We start from the raw sequence: 15,337 nt of genomic DNA on the forward strand, positions 1-15,337 counted from the left end.
CCTCCCCTTTCTTCAGTCGCGCAGCGAGAAGGTGATGTTGTGCCGGTACTCGGCCCCGTTACGGGCCGTTCCGGTCAGCCGCAGACGCCAGCGTCCCTCGGACACCTCGACCGGGGCCTGCAACACGCCGTTCGGCCCACGCTCGAAGGCCAGTTGCTGGTCTTCAAGCTGGTTTGTGGGCCGGGTCAGCAGCGCGTCAAGCTCGGCGGGGTAAACCGGACGCCCGGTTTCATCGACAAGCGTCAGGGTCAGGAGGTCGCCCTCCACCTCGACCGAGGCATTCCAACCCAGCTCTTGCTGCGCGAACCGGCGATCGTCGAAGGTCTGGCTGTCGGCATAGCTGGAACTGACCTCCATCCCCGGGAAGGTCGAGATCGCGTTCCAGGCCATGAACAGGTTCACGCCGATGATCAGGCCGAAACCGACGACGAAGATGGCCAGCACCTTGCGCCCGGTCAGCTGCCCCTTGGTGGAGCCGCCCTGCGCCTCGACTTGGTCGGTCATTGCGTATCCCTCCCGAAGAACGTGGTGTCTTCAAACGTCCGCGTGTTCGTCGACAGATCCTCGATCCACAAACGGAAATCCGTGCGTTCGGTCGAGGCCACATCGCTGCCCGCCGGCGCGGTGACATAGACCCGCAGCAGTTGCGTCGAGTCGATCGGCACCTCGACAATCCCGTTGTCAGACCCTTCCACCTCGATCTCGAACGGCGCCCCTTCGCCCAGGGTGACGCTGAAATCCGACGTCTCATGGGTCATGTTGCGGATCCGCACGTCATAGGTGTTCCGGATCGATCCATCCGACAATGTCACATATTGCGGGTTTCGCACAGGCGCGACGGTCATGTCGATATCCGTCCGGATGAACAGCAGGACGGTCAGGCCGATCCCGATGGTCGACCACAGCACGGTGTAGATGATCGTGCGCAGGCGGAAGATGTGCTTCCAGACGGAAATCTTTTCCTTGCCGGCGCGTTCGTTGGCCTCGTCCGTCAGGGCCATGTAGTCGATCAGGCCGCGCGGCTTGCCGATCTTGTCCATGATGTCGTCGCAAGCGTCGATGCAAAGCGCACAGGTGATGCATTCCAGCTGCTGGCCGTCGCGGATGTCGATCCCAACGGGGCAGACGTTCACGCAGGCCATGCAGTCGATGCAATCGCCCAACTCGGTGTTTTCCTGCCCCTTGCGGTGTTTGCCGCGCGGCTCGCCGCGCCAGTCACGATAGGCGACGGTGATCGTCTGTTCGTCCATCATCGCGGCCTGGATGCGCGGCCAGGGGCACATGTAGATGCAGACCTGTTCGCGCATAAAGCCACCGAACACGAAGGTCGTGACCGTCAGGATGCCGATGGTGGCATAGGCGACGGATGGCGCCTGCAACGTCACGATGTCTCGCAGAAGGGTCGGCGCGTCTGCAAAATAGAAGACCCACGCCCCGCCGGTCGCCACCGCGATCAGAAGCCACGCGATATACTTGGTGATCCGCAGACGGAATTTCTTGAAGTTCCAGTCCTGCTTCCACAGCCGCAGGCGCGCGTTGCGGTCGCCCTCGATCCACCGTTCGACGGTGAAGAACAGGTCCGTCCAGACGGTCTGCGGGCAGGTATAGCCGCACCAGACGCGCCCCAGCGCCGAGGTGAACAGGAACAGGCCAAGGCCCGCCATGATCAGAAGGCCCGCGACGAAGTAGAATTCATGCGGCCATATTTCGATCCAGAAGAAGAAGAAGCGCCGGTTGGCAAGGTCGATCAGAACCGCCTGGTCCGGCAGGCTGGGGCCGCGGTCCCAGCGAATCCATGGCGTCAGGTAATAGATCCCCAGCGTCACGATCATGATGATCCATTTCAGGTTCCGAAAGCGGCCCTTCACTCGCTTGGGAAATACTGGCTCACGGGCGGCATAGAGCTTTTGCGGCTCTTCTGTGGCACTCATCTTCGAAATCCTTGGGGTATGGTCGTTCGGTCCTGCGCTTGGCCGGTTCTACTTCCGGTAGTGGCGCGGTCTCCTTGACGTGGATCAAGCATACGGCAGCATACAAGCGAAAAGGTTGGCAAGGCCAACGGATGTTCTGCGACCCATGCGCCCAGTGCGACGAAATGAGCACCCGGCATGCGGGTGCCGCAGGGGGGGGATGCACACTCCGCATACGGCGGTCGCTTGAATGGGCGATCGAGCCGCGCCGAGCTCTCGCCCGGCCGTTATTGGACAGCCGAAACGCACGCGATCCCCACTCTGACGCGCGGGAATCCGAAAAATCCTAGGAATTGATTGGAGACGCGCTAATCTCTGGGCTATCCTTGACCCGACTTCGCGCCGGCAATTTGCACAGAACGACCGTGCAGACTGCCGTAGTGTCGGGGAAAAGGGAGGCACCGGTCCCGTAGGAAACGCGCGAACAGGACCGGGACCGGTGCCGATCCGGCGACCGGGAGGGGCCACCGGAACTTGTGGGTGATGGCCTTATTGGCCACCACCGAGAGAGTGGACATACACGGCTACCGAGCGGACCTCGGCTTCGCTCAAGCGCCCCGCCTCGGTCGCATCTTCCGACCAGGTGGGCATGACGCCGAAGCGTGCGTAGCGCACTGTATGTTCGATGGCCTCTTCAGAACCACCGTAAAGCCAGATGGCATCCGTCAGGTTGGGCGCGCCCAAGAACTGGTCGCCCGTGCCTTCGTCGGTATGACAGGCGGCACAGTTATAGAGGAAGACTTCCTCACCGGCAGCGGCCAGCTCGGCGTCATGTTCCTGCCCGGAGATGTTGCGAACATACTGCACCACCTGGGCGATCTCCTCGTCCGAGAGCAGACCCTCGAAGGCCGTCATCTCGGAATACCGTGCGTCTGGGTCATCCTCGTTCCGGATACCATGACTGATCGTGTAGTGAATCTCCTCGATCGTACCGCCCCAGAGCCAGTCGTCGTCCAGGAGGTTCGGATAACCCGAAGCCTGAACACCGGCAGCACCAGAGCCATGACACTGCGAACACCAGGTCGCGAACGTGGCCGCCCCTCCCTGGATAGCGTAGTTATAGAGGTCGGGATTCGCGGTCGCGTTGATCTCGGTCAAATCGACTTCGGTAATGCGCTGACGGATGTCGGCATTCATCGCGTCGAAACGATCGATCTCTTCGGCGACCTCGGTCCGGGTCGAGAAGCCCAGGATGCCCGGAGTGGCGCCTTCGACCAACGGCCAGGCCGGGTACAGAACGGTGTAGCCGATCCCCCAGACGATGCAGCCATAGAAGGTCCACAGCCACCAGCGCGGCAGGGGATTGTTGAACTCCTTGATGCCGTCCCAGGTGTGGCCCGTGGTATCGGGATCGCCCTCTTGCAGGATCTGCTCTTCGGGATGTCTGTTCTTGTCTTCGGTCATTGCCGCGCCTCCTCGTAATGGGCGGTGGCTGCCGGGGTCGTATCACCCGCCGGCCGGTCGTCGTGGCGGAAAGGGATATTCGCGGTGTCGCGATGAACCTTGCGGCTGCCGGGTCGCAGCGTGAACAAGATCACCGCGAGGAAGGCCAGGAGCATGAAGAGCATGCCCCAGGACCCCGCGAAGACCCGCATGATGGTATAGGTATCTTCCATCTACGGGTCCCTCCTCAGCGGCTTGCGTCGGCTTCGAAGGTCGAGAAATCGACCAGCGTGCCAAGCATCTGGAGATAGGCCACCATCGCGTCCATCTCGGTGACGACGGGGTTTCCGTCGAAATCGCGCTGTTGCGCACCGGGATACCGCTCGACCACACCCGAGTCGCCGAAATCGGTCGCCTGTTCGATGAAGTCCAGTTCGGCCATCTCGATCATCTCGTCGGTGTAGGGCACACCGACGAAGCGATGGGTTTCCATCAGGTCCGCGATATAGGTCGGCTCAAGCGGCGTTTCGGCGAGGAACGCGTAGGGCGGCATCACCGATTCCGGCACGACCGATTGCGGATCCATCAGGTGATCCACGTGCCATGCGTCCGAGTAGCGGCCGCCGACGCGGGCGAGGTCGGGCCCCGTCCGCTTCGAGCCCCACTGGAACGGATGGTCGTACTGGCTCTCTGCCGCCAGGGAGTAGTGGCCATAGCGCTCGACCTCGTCCCGCATGGGACGGATCATCTGGCTGTGACACACGTAGCAGCCCTCGCGGATGTAGATCTCGCGGCCCGCCAGTTCGAGGGGCGAGTAGGGGCGCATGCCCTCCACGTCCTCGATCGTGTTCTCAAGATAGAACAGCGGTGCGATTTCCACGATCCCCCCGATCGTGACGACCAGGAAGCTGAGCGCCAGAAGGAGGGTCGCGTTGGTTTCAATCTTCTTGTGACCGTCGAATGCAGCCATTGTCTGGTCCCTCCTTATTCAGCCGGTGCCGCAACGGTGGTGTCTTGCTTGGCGACACCTTTCCGAACGGTCATCCACAGGTTGTAGGCCATGATGATTGCACCGGTGAGGTACAGCACACCGCCCAGGCCACGCACGACGTACATCGGGAACTTGGCGTCCACGGTGTCGGCGAAGGAGTTCACGAGGAAGCCCTGCGCGTCGACTTCGCGCCACATCAGGCCTTCCATGATCCCCGTCACCCACATCGAGGCCGCGTAGAGCACGATGCCGATGGTGGCGAGCCAGTAATGCCAGCTGACCATGCGCAGGCTGTAGAGGGCCTGACGGTTCCACAGTTTCGGGAACAGGTAGTAGAGCATCCCGAAGGTGATCATGCCGTTCCAGCCCAGCGCGCCCGAGTGCACGTGACCGATCGTCCAGTCGGTGTAGTGCGACAGCGAGTTCACCGCGCGGATCGACATCATCGGACCTTCGAAGGTCGACATGCCGTAGAAGGCGACCGAGGTGACCATCATCCGCAGGACCGGGTCCGTGCGCAGCTTGTCCCAGGCCCCCGACAGCGTCATCAGGCCGTTGATCATGCCGCCCCAGCTGGGCATCCACAGAACGATCGAGAACACCATGCCCAGGGTCGAGGCCCAGTCGGGCAGCGCGGTGTAGTGCAGGTGGTGCGGACCGGCCCAGATATACAGGAAGATCAGCGCCCAGAAGTGGATGATCGACAGCTTGTAGGAATAGACCGGGCGTTCGGCCTGCTTGGGAATGAAGTAATACATCATGCCCAGGAAGCCGGCGGTCAGGAAGAAGCCCACGGCGTTATGGCCGTACCACCACTGCGTCATGGCATCCTGCACGCCCGAGAAGAGCGAGACCGACCGCGACCCGAAGATCGACACCGGCACGGCCAGGTTGTTCACGACATGCAGCATCGCCACGGTGACGATGAAGGACAGGAAGAACCAGTTGGCGACGTAGATATGCGGCTCGCGACGCTTCATCAGCGTGCCGACGAAGAGCAGCAGGTACGCCACCCAGACAACGACCAGCCACAGGTCGATATACCATTCCGGCTCGGCGTATTCACGCGACTGCGACCCGCCCAGGATGTAGCTGGTGGCCGCGAGCACGATGAAGAACTGGTAGCCCCAGAACACGAACCAGGCTAGCCCGCCGCCCCACATGCGCGCGGCGGAGGTCCGCTGCACCACGTAGAAGGACGCGGCCAGCAGGCCCGTGCCACCGAAGGCGAAGATCACCGCCGAGGTGTGAAGCGGCCGCAGGCGACCGAAGTTCAGGTAGGGTTGCGCCCAGTCGAAATTGAGCTGCGGAAAGGCCAGCTGGAAGGCGATGAACACCCCCACCAGAAAGCCCACCACGGCCCAGAACGCCGTCATGATGGCCGCGGCCTTGACCGGACCGTCCATGTATTCGTTCTGGTTGACGAACCTGGGTTCGCCCGTGCGGCGCAACTGCCACAAGAAAAGGCCACCGGCGGTGACCATGACCAGGATGGCATGGATCATATAGAGCATGTCCCTGGCGTAGCTGGCCGCGATCGCGGCACAAACCGCGACGAGGCCAAGGATCAGCAGCTTCACATAATCAAGCATTGATCGTCCCTTCGTGATGCCCCGGTTCGGATTCACCTGTAGCGATTCGGCAAGGCCGTCCGGAGCTGTTCCATCTGTTCCCCAAATCGCGGATAGGGCGAGTGGGGGCATTGATCCATGTCAATGATAGACCAGGCGCGCGACGGTTGATGCAGGTCAATGTGGCGCAGCGTATGCAATCGTATCCCTTGCTCAGCAGAAAACGAGGAGGGTCTGATGGCCTACAAGAGCATTCTCACCGTATTGACCGACGATGCCGAGGTGAACGCGGTTCTGGACGCCGTGATTCCATTTGCCGCCGACGCCAAGGCGCATCTGGACGTTCTGTGCCTCGGGATCGACCGGACCCAGACAGGCTATTATTTTGCTGGCGCTACGGCGCTCATGCATGACGAAACGCTGGCCCAGGCCCAGGCCGAGGCCAAGCGCATCGAAGAGGCCGCGCGCGACCGCCTTGGCCGCTCGGACATTTCCTGGGGCGTCGAGGCGCTGGTGGCGCAATCGGCCTCGGTCACGCCTGTCGTCGCCAGGCGCGCCCGCTTTGCCGATCTCGTGATGCTGCCCAAACCCTACGGCCCCGACCTGCCGTCGGATGCTCCCGCCCTGGTTGAATCGGCCATGTTCCAAGGGCAGGCCCCGGTGATCGTCATCGCAGACGGAAAGCCTGCCACGCTCAACCCGAAGAAAGTCGTCGTGGCGTGGAACGAATCGAACGAGGCGATGACCGCGATTCGCCGCGCGATGCCGATGCTCGTAGCGGCCGACCTAGTGAACATCTGCATCATCGCGCCCGACCGTCACGGATCGGAAACCGCCGACCCGGGCGACGAACTGTCCAAGATGCTCAGCCGCCACGGCGCCACCTGCGAGGTGTCCCTGCTGCCGCAGACCCTGCCCCGCGTGTCCGAGGTGCTGAAGCGCCATGTCGCGGACCAGAACGCCGACCTGCTGGTGATGGGGGCTTACGGCCATTCCCGCTTCCGCGAGGCGATCCTCGGCGGCGCCACCCGCAACATGCTCGAGCATTGCGAGGTGCCGGTGCTGATGGCGCACTGACACCAGCGCCGCACCATCCCGAAACGAAAACGCCCCGCCGATCGGCGGGGCGTTTTTCGTCGCGGATCGAAGAACCGTCGTCAGTCCAGAACGCCACCGTCCGAGTCGTCGCCGGTCTCGTCCATCAGAACCTCGAAATCGGGGATCACGATGTGACGCTTGCCTTCGAGGCGGATCACGCCGTCCCGCTTCAGGCCCGACATCTGGCGGCTGACGGTTTCCAGCGTCAGGCCAAGGTAGTCGGCCATCGCCTCGCGGGTCAGCGGCAGGTCGAAGGCGACCTGCCCCACACCGACGGTATTCTGAAAACTCGGCTCGCGCCGCGCAATGATGGTCAGGAAGCTCGCGATCTTCTCGCGCGCGGTCTTGCGGCCCAGCAGCAGCATCCATTCCCGCGCCGCGTCCAGTTCGTCCAGCGTCATTTCCAGCAGGCGCTGGCTGACATGCGGCGTTGTGTCCAACATTTCGAGGAAGGGCACCCGCCGGAAACAGCACAATTGCACGTCCGTCGTCGCGGTCACGTCGTAATGCGCGGCCTCGCGATTCGGGCGCCCGAGGAAGTCCGACGGCAACAGAAGCCCAACCATCTGGCGGCGGCCATCCTCCATCGTCTGCGTCAGCGATGCGACGCCATGCACGACCGAGGCCACGAAATCCATCTTGTCGCCGGCCCAGACGATCGTCTGCCCGGCTTCGTAACTTCTGTAATATTTGATGGACTCAAGCTTTTCGAGTTCATCGCTCTCGCACCGCGCGCACACGGCCCGGTGCCGGATCGGGCATTCGGCGCATTGCTCTTGCGGAAAAGAGATCTGAGGCTTTGACATGGCGGGGTCCTCTCGGACGAGTGAGTAAGCCCGCTTGATCTGCGTCAAGGCGATGGGCGCGTTCCGTCCTTACGCGTAGCCTAATGGAACATCTTACGCAACTTCGACGCCTCGGTCTGTTCGATGCCAAGGTGCCGCGCTACACAAGTTATCCGCCGGCGACCAAGTTCTCGAACGATGTCAGCAGCGACGTCTTCCGCAGCTGGGTGGAGAGCATTCCCACCGGCAGCGAGATCTCCGTCTATCTGCATGTCCCCTTCTGCCGCAGGCTGTGCTGGTTCTGCGCCTGCCGCACGCAGGGGGTGCGCAACGACGATCCCGTCATCGCTTATGTGAACACCCTCAAGCAGGAAATCGCGACGGTTGCCTCGATCCTGCCCAGGGGCGTCAGCATCGCGCGGCTGCATTGGGGCGGCGGAACACCGACACTTCTGTCGGCGGACATGATGACCGATCTGGCCGAAACGCTTCTGTCGCAGATCCCGCTGGCAGAGGGCGCCGAGTTCTCGGTCGAAATCGACCCGAACGAGATCGACAAGCCGCGCATGGCCGCGCTGGCCGCCGCCGGGATGAACCGCGCCTCGATCGGCGTTCAGGATTTCGACCCCGAGATCCAGAAGATCATCGGCCGCATCCAGGGCTACGATGTCACGCGTGAAGCCGTCGAAGGCCTGCGCGAACATGGCATCCATTCGCTGAACACCGATATCCTCTATGGTCTGCCGCACCAGACGCCCGAGCGGATCTCGGAAAGCGTTCAGATGCTCCTGTCGCTGTCGCCCGACCGGGTGGCGCTTTACGGCTATGCCCACGTCCCGTGGATGGCCAAGCGGCAGGCAATGATCCCGACCGAGGCCCTGCCCTCGCCCGAGGAACGGCTGCAACTCTTCGATACCGCCCGCCGCCTGTTCATGTGGGACGGCTATGACGAGATCGGCATCGACCATTTCGCCAAGCCGACCGATTCCATGGGCAAGGCCGCGAAATCCGGCCACCTGCGCCGCAATTTCCAGGGCTATACCGACGATACCTGCGACACCCTGCTGTCGCTGGGCGCCTCAGCCATCTCGCGCTTCCCGCAAGGCTACGCGCAGAACGCCGCCTCGACCGCCGCCTACCAGAAGGCCGTGCGCGCGGGCGAACTTGGCACCGGCCGCGGGCACATCTTCAAGGGCGAGGATACGCTGCGCGCGCGCATGATCGAGATGCTGATGTGCGATTTCCGGATCGACACCGCAGAGCTCGAAGCGGAGTTCGGCCCGGTCGCCGCCAAGGCCGAGAAGCTCTACCGCGAAGCCGCGGATGCCTTCGGCAAGATGGTGCGCATCACCGAGGACGGGTTCGAGATCCCGCCCGAGGGACGCCCCCTGTCCCGCATGATCGCGCGCATCTTCGACGAATACGAAATGCGTGCCGAGGGGCACTCCTCGGCCATCTGAGGCGAGACGAATCTCCAGATGAAAGACGCCGGGCCAATGGTCCGGCGTTTTTCTTTGCGGCACAGGAGTCTCGGTCAGGGGCGTCAGGCCGCGCTTTCCGGCAGGTCTCCGAACGCCGCGCGCATCAGGTCGCGCGTGTAGGCTGTCTGCGGGTTCGAGAACAGCGCCTCGGCATCGCCCGCCTCGACCACGTCCCCCTGCTTCATCACGATGACCTTGTGGCTCAGCGCGCGCACGACCTTCAGGTCATGGCTGATGAAGAGGTAGGCAAGGTCGTGATCCTTCTGCAACCGCCGCAGCAGGTCCACGATCTGCGTCTGCACCGTCATGTCGAGCGCGCTGGTCGGCTCGTCCAGAACCACCAGCCTGGGCCGCAGGATCATCGCGCGGGCAATCGCGATCCGCTGCCGCTGCCCGCCCGAAAACTCGTGCGGGTAGCGATCCATCATCGACGGGTCGAGCCCCACCTCGGTCAGGATCTCGGCCACCCGGCGGTCCTGTTCGGCCTTGGAGACACCATGCACCGTCAGCCCCTCGGCCACGATCTGCGCAATCGTCATGCGTGGGCTGAGGCTCCCGTAAGGGTCCTGGAACACCACCTGCATGTTGTGCCGGATGGGCCGCAAATCCCGCGACTTCTGGCCCTGGATATTGCGCCCCATGAACACCACCGGCCCATCGGACGAGATCAGCCGCAGGATCGCCAAGGCCAGCGTCGTCTTGCCCGACCCGCTTTCGCCCACGATACCCAGCGTCTCGCCCGCGCGCACGCTGATGGTCGCCGCGTTCACCGCCTTCACATGGCCGACCGTCCGGCGCAGAAACCCGCGCTGGATCGGGAACCAGACGCGCAGGTCCTTCGTCTCGACAATCTTCTCGGCGTGTTCGGGCACAGGGTCGGGCGTGCCCGTCGGCTCGGCGGCCAGCAGCTTCTGCGTATAGGGATGCTGCGGGTTGGCGAAGATTTCCTCTGTCCGCCCCTGCTCGACGATTTCGCCGCCCTGCATGACGCAGACCCGGTCCGCGATCCGCCGCACGATGCCAAGGTCATGGGTGATGAACAAAAGGCTCATCCCCATGTCGCGTTTCAACTCGGCCAGCAGTTCCAGGATCTGCGCCTGGATCGTCACGTCGAGCGCCGTGGTCGGCTCATCCGCCACCAGAAGGTCGGGGCCATTGGCCAGCGCCATGGCGATCATCACGCGCTGCCGCTGCCCGCCTGACAGCTGGTGCGGATAGGCGCCCAGCCGGGTTTCCGGGTCGCGGATGCCCACCTTGGTCAGCAACTCGATGATCCGCGCGCGCGCGGCCTCTCCGCTCAGGCCCTGGTGCAGGGCAAGGCTCTCGGCGATCTGCTTTTCCAGCGTGTGCAGCGGGTTCAGCGAGGTCATCGGCTCCTGGAAGATGAAGCTGATATCGTCGCCCCTTATGTCGCGCAGCCGGTCCTCGGGCGCGCCGACCATTTCCTCACCGTTGTATTTCGCCGATCCGGTGATCTCGGCCGAGTCGGGCAGCAGGTCGACCGTGGACAGCGCCGTCACCGACTTGCCCGATCCGCTTTCGCCCACCAGCGCCACCGTCTCGCCCCGGTCGATGCTGAAGGACACGCCCCGCACGGCGCGCGTCTCGGTCTCCCCCTGCCGGAAGGTCACGTTCAGGTTTCGGACGTCCAGCACGCTCATGAAAAGGTCTTCCTCGGGTCGAACGCGTCGCGCACGCCTTCGAAGATGAAGACCAAGAGCGACAGCATGATCGCGAAGGTGAAGAACGCGGTGAAGCCCAGCCACGGCGCGTTCAGGTTGTTCTTGGCCTGAAGCGTCATCTCGCCCAGCGACGGCGCCGAGGACGGCAGCCCGAAGCCAAGGAAATCAAGGCTCGCCAAGCCGCCGATCGTGCCCGTGACGATGAAGGGCAGGAAGGTCAGCGTCGCCACCATCGCGTTGGGCAGGACGTGGCGGAACATGATCGTGCCACTGCCCACGCCCAGGGCGCGCGCCGCGCGAACATATTCGAAATTCCGCGCGCGCAGGAATTCGGCGCGCACCACGCCCACAAGGCCTGTCCAGCCGAACAGCACCATCAGGAACACGAGCAGCCAGAAATTCATCGTGAAAATCGCCGATATGATGATGATGATGTAAAGGCTCGGGGTGGAGTTCCAGATCTCGATGATCCGCTGGAATAGAAGGTCCACCACCCCGCCGAAAAAGCCCTGCACCGCGCCGGCCGCGATCCCGATGACCGAGGTCAGAAAGGTCACGACCAGCGCGAAACTGACCGACAGGCGGAAGCCATAGATCACGCGGGCCAGCACGTCGCGCGCCGTGTCATCGGTGCCGAGCCAGTGGTTGGCATCGGGCGGCGAGGGCGCGGCGCGGCCCAGATCGTTCACCGTGTTGTAACTGTAGGGGATCAGCGGCCAAAGCAGCCATCCCCGCTCCACCGGCTCGCCGGAGAATGCACCCGTCTCCTGCACTTCCGCGATGACGCCTTCGGGGTCGTCCCAGCAATCCTCAAGCCCGCCCGACACGATCAGGCATTGCACCTCGACATCGCGGTAGACGGCCTCGGTCCGGAAATCGCCGCCGAACTCCGTCTCGGGGTAGAAGTTGAAGATCGGCGTGTAATAGCCGCCGCGATACTGCACCAGAAGGGGTTTGTCGTTGGCGATCAACTCGGCGAACAGCGACAGGCCATACAGCACGATAAAGATCATCAGCGACCAATAGGCCCGGCGGTTCGCCTTGAAGTTCTGCCAGCGACGCCGGTTCAGCGGCGACAGCCACCCCCGGCGCGGGCGCGGCGTCAGCAGCGGCGGCGTCGGCCTCAGCCCCGGCTCGGGATCGAGGCGGGGGCGCGCGGGATCTGGCGGCGGGATATCGTCGGGCATCGCCATCGCTCAGGTCTCCCGCGTCTCGAAGTCGATACGGGGGTCGATCCAGACATACATCAGGTCCGACAGGATATTCACGACCAGCCCGATCAGGCCGAACACGAAGAGGGTGCCGAAAATCACCGGGTAATCGCGGCTGACGGCCGCCTCGAAGGCCAGCCGCCCCAACCCGTCGAGGCTGAAGATCGTCTCGATGATCAGGCTGCCGCCAAAGAAAACGCCCACGAACACCGCCGGGAAGCCCGCGATCACGATCAGCATGGCATTGCGGAAGACATGACCATAAAGCACCCGCCCCTCGCGCAGGCCCTTGGCCTTGGCGGTCATGACGTATTGCTTCTTGATCTCTTCGAGGAAGGAATTCTTCGTCAGAAGCGTCAGCGTCGCGAAGGCCGAGATGGTCGAGGCCAGCACCGGCAGCGTGATGTGCCAGAAATAGTCGCCCACCTTGCCGATCAGGCTCAGGTCCTCGAAATTATCCGACGTCAGTCCGCGCAGCGGGAAGATCTGAAAATAGCTCCCCCCGGCCAGCAGCACCAAAAGCAGGATGGCGAACAGGAAGCCCGGGATCGCGTAAGCCACGATGATCAACCCGCTGGTCCAGGTGTCGAACTTGGTGCCGTCGCGCACCGCCTTGCGGATGCCCAGCGGGATCGACACGAGATAGGCGATGACGGTCGACCACAGGCCCAGCGTGATCGAAACGGGCAGTTTCTCGATCACCAGATCCACCACGCTGATCGACCGGAAATAGCTCTCGCCGAAGTCGAAGCGCATGTAATCCCACATCATCAGGACGAAGCGTTCGGGCCACGCGATATCCTCGGCCACGCATTCGGGCGCGGCCACGTCCGGTTCCCCGGTAAAGCCCTCCTCGCAGACAACGCGGGCAAAGTTGAACTGCACCCGCAGATCATCGAGGAATTGCGGCGGCAGGCCCCGCGCGCCCTGGTAATCGCCCTCGACCTCGATGCCGCCCGCCTCCGAGCCACCGCCCGAGATGCCGGCAAAGACATCGCCCTCGCCTTCAAGTTGGGCCAGGACCTGCTCGATCGGGCCGCCCGGCACGAATTGCGTCAGCGCAAAGTTCACCACCATGATCCCGAGCAGTGTCGGGATCATCAGCAGCAGTCGTCTGAGGATATAGGCGCCCATGGGGTCTTAGAACGCGCCCTGCTCGCGCAGGTCCGCCTCGGCCTCGGGGTCGATCCACCAGAAGTCGAGGAAGCCCAGCGAATAGGGCGGCAGTTCCTCGGGGTAGCGGTACATGTCGTAATAGGCGACCCAGTGCTGGTTGTTGTACCATTGCGGCACGCGGATCACGTGGGCGCGCAGCACACGGTCCAGCGCGCGCACGGCGACTTCCATCTCGTCCTGCGTCTCGGCATTCACGACCACCTCGACCAGCGCATCGACACCGTCGTCGGCCAGCCCCGGCACGTTGAACAGGCTTTCATCCGCACCGATGCTGCCGAAATACTGCCGCAGGCCGGACCCCGGCTCGTAATCCATCGAAAAATGGTCGGTGACGATATCGAAATCGCCGTCGCGCTGCCGCTGGCTGAGCTGGGCATTGTCGACCCGGTTCAGTCGCGCGTTCACACCGATGGCGCGCAGGTTCTCGACATAGGGGTTGATGATCCGGTCAAACAGCGAACCCGAGTTCAGGAATTCCACGTCCAGCGTCTCGCCCGCCGCGTTGCGCAGCAAGCCGTCATCGCCCGGCACCCAGCCTGCCTCTTCCAGAAGAGCCGTGGCCCGGCGCGCCTGACGGCGGTCCAGCGTGCGATCCGGGTTCGAGGGCGGCGTGGCAAAGGCCTCCTCGGCGAAGACGCGTTCGGGCAGAAGGTCACGCAGCGGCTCCAGCACGGCCAGTTCCTCGACGGATGGCAGGCCGGACGCCTCCAGATGCGTGTTCTCCCAGAAACTGTCGATATGGGAATAGAGGCCGTAGAACAGCGTCTGGTTCGTCCATTCGAAGTTGAACATCAGCGCGATGGCTTCGCGCACACGCACGTCCTGAAACTGCGGGCGGCGCAGGTTGATCATGAAGGACTGGCCGCTGGCGATGGTGCCATCCGGCAATTCCTCGCGCAGGACGATGCCCTGATCGAGCTTGGGGAAGTCGTAATTGTTGGCCCAGGCCTGGCTGCTGCTTTCCTGCCGGAAGGTGTAGTTGCCGGCGGTGAAGCCTTCGAAGGCGGCGATCGCGTCACCGTAATACTCGATGCGGATCGACTCGTAGTTGTGGCGGCCCTGGTTGATCCACAGGCCCTCGCCCCAATAGTCGCGGTTGCGCGCGTAGACCACGCGCTGCCCCGGATCGACCTCGCCCAGCACGTAGGGGCCGGACCCCACCAGCGGCTCCAGCCGGCTGTCTTCGAAATCCAGCCCGCTGGCCTCGTGGCTGGCACGGCTGAAGACGGGCAGGCCGCCCGCCGCCTCGATCCGCCCGCGCACCGGCGCGTCGGGGTTGAAGTCGAACCGGATGCGCCGCTCGTCCAGCACCTCGGCCGAGGCGATGGTCAGGGGCAAAGCCGCGCGGAAACTGGGCAGCCCCTCGTCACGCAGGATCTCGTAGGAAAACAGCGCATCATCCGCCGTCACCGGCGTGCCATCCGAAAACCGCGCTTCTTCGCGGATTGTGAAGATCACGTAGGACCGATCCTCGGGGAAGGCCATGCTTTCGCAAAGCAGGCAATAGGACGATCCGATCTCGTCCGCCGTCCCCTCCAGCATCGATTCGAAGAAGACCGAGGACAGAACCGCCGGGCGGCCGATCCGGGTATAGGGATGCAGCGAATCGAACGAGCCGGACGACCAGGCAAAGGACATCTCCCCGCCCTGCGGCGCGTCGGGGTTCACGTAATCCAGATGCGCGGCATCGGGGCCATAGCGCAACTCGCCGAAGGTCGACACGCCGTAGGTCTCGGTCACGCCGTCGTCCTGCGCGATGCCGGGCCATGCGGCCAGCGCCCAGATCAGCGCGGCACCGGCCAGGGGCAGCGCCGCGCCCTTGCGCAAAACGGCAGAGCCCTGTTCAGGCGTCGTCACGGCGGCATCGGCGGGTCGGCGTCGTTGCATCTGCATCTCCGTTGTCATCGGCTGCTGCCCCCTTGATGTGGGTCGGTCAAGGTTAGTGACCACCCCCGACGGGGTTCAAGACGAGAATGCGTGATCTCGGGT

At 63.6% G+C, this 15,337-nt stretch carries 13 protein-coding genes; 2 read left to right on the top strand and 11 right to left on the bottom strand.

Annotation, left to right across the window (positions count from 1 at the left end; translation table 11 throughout):
* Positions 1–12: 12 nt before the first annotated feature.
* The 6 genes from ABD923_RS14245 to ccoN form a co-directional block, all read right to left on the bottom strand.
* Positions 13–504 carry a FixH family protein gene (locus tag ABD923_RS14245; protein WP_259549535.1) on the bottom strand — a complete coding sequence of 164 codons (492 nt, stop codon included), beginning with the start codon at positions 502–504 and terminating at the stop codon, positions 13–15.
* Positions 501–1,931, bottom strand: coding sequence for a cytochrome c oxidase accessory protein CcoG (gene ccoG / locus ABD923_RS14250; RefSeq protein ID WP_259549533.1), 1,431 nt, complete (start codon positions 1,929–1,931; stop codon positions 501–503). Before ccoG ends, ABD923_RS14245 begins: the two co-directional genes overlap by 4 nt.
* 528 nt (positions 1,932–2,459) lie before the next feature.
* Positions 2,460–3,374, bottom strand: a complete 915-nt coding sequence (gene ccoP, locus ABD923_RS14255; RefSeq protein WP_259549525.1) for a cytochrome-c oxidase, cbb3-type subunit III — start codon at positions 3,372–3,374, stop codon at positions 2,460–2,462.
* A complete protein-coding gene (locus ABD923_RS14260; protein WP_259549519.1) occupies positions 3,371–3,586 on the bottom strand; it encodes a cbb3-type cytochrome c oxidase subunit 3 in 216 nt (71 codons plus the stop codon). The genes ccoP and ABD923_RS14260 overlap by 4 nt, the downstream gene beginning before the upstream one ends.
* Before the next feature lie 14 nt (positions 3,587–3,600).
* Positions 3,601–4,323, bottom strand: coding sequence for a cytochrome-c oxidase, cbb3-type subunit II (ccoO, locus tag ABD923_RS14265; protein WP_259549518.1), 723 nt, complete (start codon positions 4,321–4,323; stop codon positions 3,601–3,603).
* A 14-nt stretch (positions 4,324–4,337) separates the two neighbouring features.
* Complete coding sequence (ccoN, locus tag ABD923_RS14270; protein WP_259549512.1) at positions 4,338–5,936, bottom strand: cytochrome-c oxidase, cbb3-type subunit I; 1,599 nt, start codon at positions 5,934–5,936, stop codon at positions 4,338–4,340.
* A 216-nt stretch (positions 5,937–6,152) separates the two neighbouring features.
* Between ccoN and ABD923_RS14275 the strand changes: the two genes are divergently transcribed.
* Entirely contained in the window at positions 6,153–6,992 is an 840-nt protein-coding gene (locus tag ABD923_RS14275; RefSeq protein WP_259549511.1) for a universal stress protein, read from the top strand.
* 80 nt (positions 6,993–7,072) lie between these two features.
* Here the strand turns inward: ABD923_RS14275 and fnrL are convergent, their stop codons facing one another.
* Positions 7,073–7,819, bottom strand: a complete 747-nt coding sequence (gene fnrL / locus ABD923_RS14280) for a transcriptional regulator FnrL (protein ID WP_259549510.1) — start codon at positions 7,817–7,819, stop codon at positions 7,073–7,075.
* 83 nt (positions 7,820–7,902) lie between these two features.
* Here fnrL and hemN point away from each other — a divergent pair, with 83 nt between their 5' ends.
* Complete coding sequence (hemN, locus tag ABD923_RS14285) at positions 7,903–9,258, top strand: oxygen-independent coproporphyrinogen III oxidase (RefSeq protein WP_259549508.1); 1,356 nt, start codon at positions 7,903–7,905, stop codon at positions 9,256–9,258.
* An 83-nt stretch (positions 9,259–9,341) separates the two neighbouring features.
* On the opposite strand, the gene ABD923_RS14290 is transcribed toward hemN, so the two are convergent.
* The 4 genes from ABD923_RS14290 to ABD923_RS14305 are packed head-to-tail and all read right to left on the bottom strand — an operon-like array spanning position 9,342 to position 15,235.
* Positions 9,342–10,940: an ABC transporter ATP-binding protein gene (locus ABD923_RS14290; RefSeq protein WP_259549506.1), complete on the bottom strand. Its 1,599-nt coding sequence runs from the start codon at positions 10,938–10,940 to the stop codon at positions 9,342–9,344.
* Positions 10,937–12,154 (bottom strand): ABC transporter permease, encoded by a 1,218-nt coding sequence (locus tag ABD923_RS14295; RefSeq protein WP_259549504.1) that lies wholly within the window; start codon positions 12,152–12,154, stop codon positions 10,937–10,939. Before ABD923_RS14295 ends, ABD923_RS14290 begins: the two co-directional genes overlap by 4 nt.
* Positions 12,155–12,157: 3 nt before the next feature.
* The gene (locus ABD923_RS14300; protein WP_259549503.1) at positions 12,158–13,306 is read right to left on the bottom strand and encodes a microcin C ABC transporter permease YejB; all 1,149 of its coding nucleotides are present in this window, start codon (positions 13,304–13,306) and stop codon (positions 12,158–12,160) included.
* Positions 13,307–13,312: 6 nt separating this feature from the next.
* Positions 13,313–15,235 carry an extracellular solute-binding protein gene (locus tag ABD923_RS14305; protein ID WP_259549501.1) on the bottom strand — a complete coding sequence of 641 codons (1,923 nt, stop codon included), beginning with the start codon at positions 15,233–15,235 and terminating at the stop codon, positions 13,313–13,315.
* Between the last annotated feature and the right edge of the window lie 102 nt (positions 15,236–15,337).

The organism is [Roseibacterium] beibuensis, from assembly GCF_039542305.1.
GTDB lineage: Bacteria > Pseudomonadota > Alphaproteobacteria > Rhodobacterales > Rhodobacteraceae > Roseibacterium > Roseibacterium beibuensis.

Coding starts and splice junctions, on each gene's coding strand:
- ABD923_RS14275 (WP_259549511.1), top strand. CDS start 6,153: ATGGCCTACAAGAGCATTCTCACCGTATTGACCGACGATGCCGAGGTG.
- fnrL (WP_259549510.1), bottom strand. CDS start 7,819: ATGTCAAAGCCTCAGATCTCTTTTCCGCAAGAGCAATGCGCCGAATGC.
- ABD923_RS14260 (WP_259549519.1), bottom strand. CDS start 3,586: ATGGAAGATACCTATACCATCATGCGGGTCTTCGCGGGGTCCTGGGGC.
- ccoN (WP_259549512.1), bottom strand. CDS start 5,936: ATGCTTGATTATGTGAAGCTGCTGATCCTTGGCCTCGTCGCGGTTTGT.
- ABD923_RS14290 (WP_259549506.1), bottom strand. CDS start 10,940: ATGAGCGTGCTGGACGTCCGAAACCTGAACGTGACCTTCCGGCAGGGG.
- ABD923_RS14300 (WP_259549503.1), bottom strand. CDS start 13,306: ATGGGCGCCTATATCCTCAGACGACTGCTGCTGATGATCCCGACACTG.
- ABD923_RS14305 (WP_259549501.1), bottom strand. CDS start 15,235: ATGCAACGACGCCGACCCGCCGATGCCGCCGTGACGACGCCTGAACAG.
- ccoO (WP_259549518.1), bottom strand. CDS start 4,323: ATGGCTGCATTCGACGGTCACAAGAAGATTGAAACCAACGCGACCCTC.
- ABD923_RS14295 (WP_259549504.1), bottom strand. CDS start 12,154: ATGGCGATGCCCGACGATATCCCGCCGCCAGATCCCGCGCGCCCCCGC.
- hemN (WP_259549508.1), top strand. CDS start 7,903: ATGGAACATCTTACGCAACTTCGACGCCTCGGTCTGTTCGATGCCAAG.
- ABD923_RS14245 (WP_259549535.1), bottom strand. CDS start 504: ATGACCGACCAAGTCGAGGCGCAGGGCGGCTCCACCAAGGGGCAGCTG.
- ccoP (WP_259549525.1), bottom strand. CDS start 3,374: ATGACCGAAGACAAGAACAGACATCCCGAAGAGCAGATCCTGCAAGAG.
- ccoG (WP_259549533.1), bottom strand. CDS start 1,931: ATGAGTGCCACAGAAGAGCCGCAAAAGCTCTATGCCGCCCGTGAGCCA.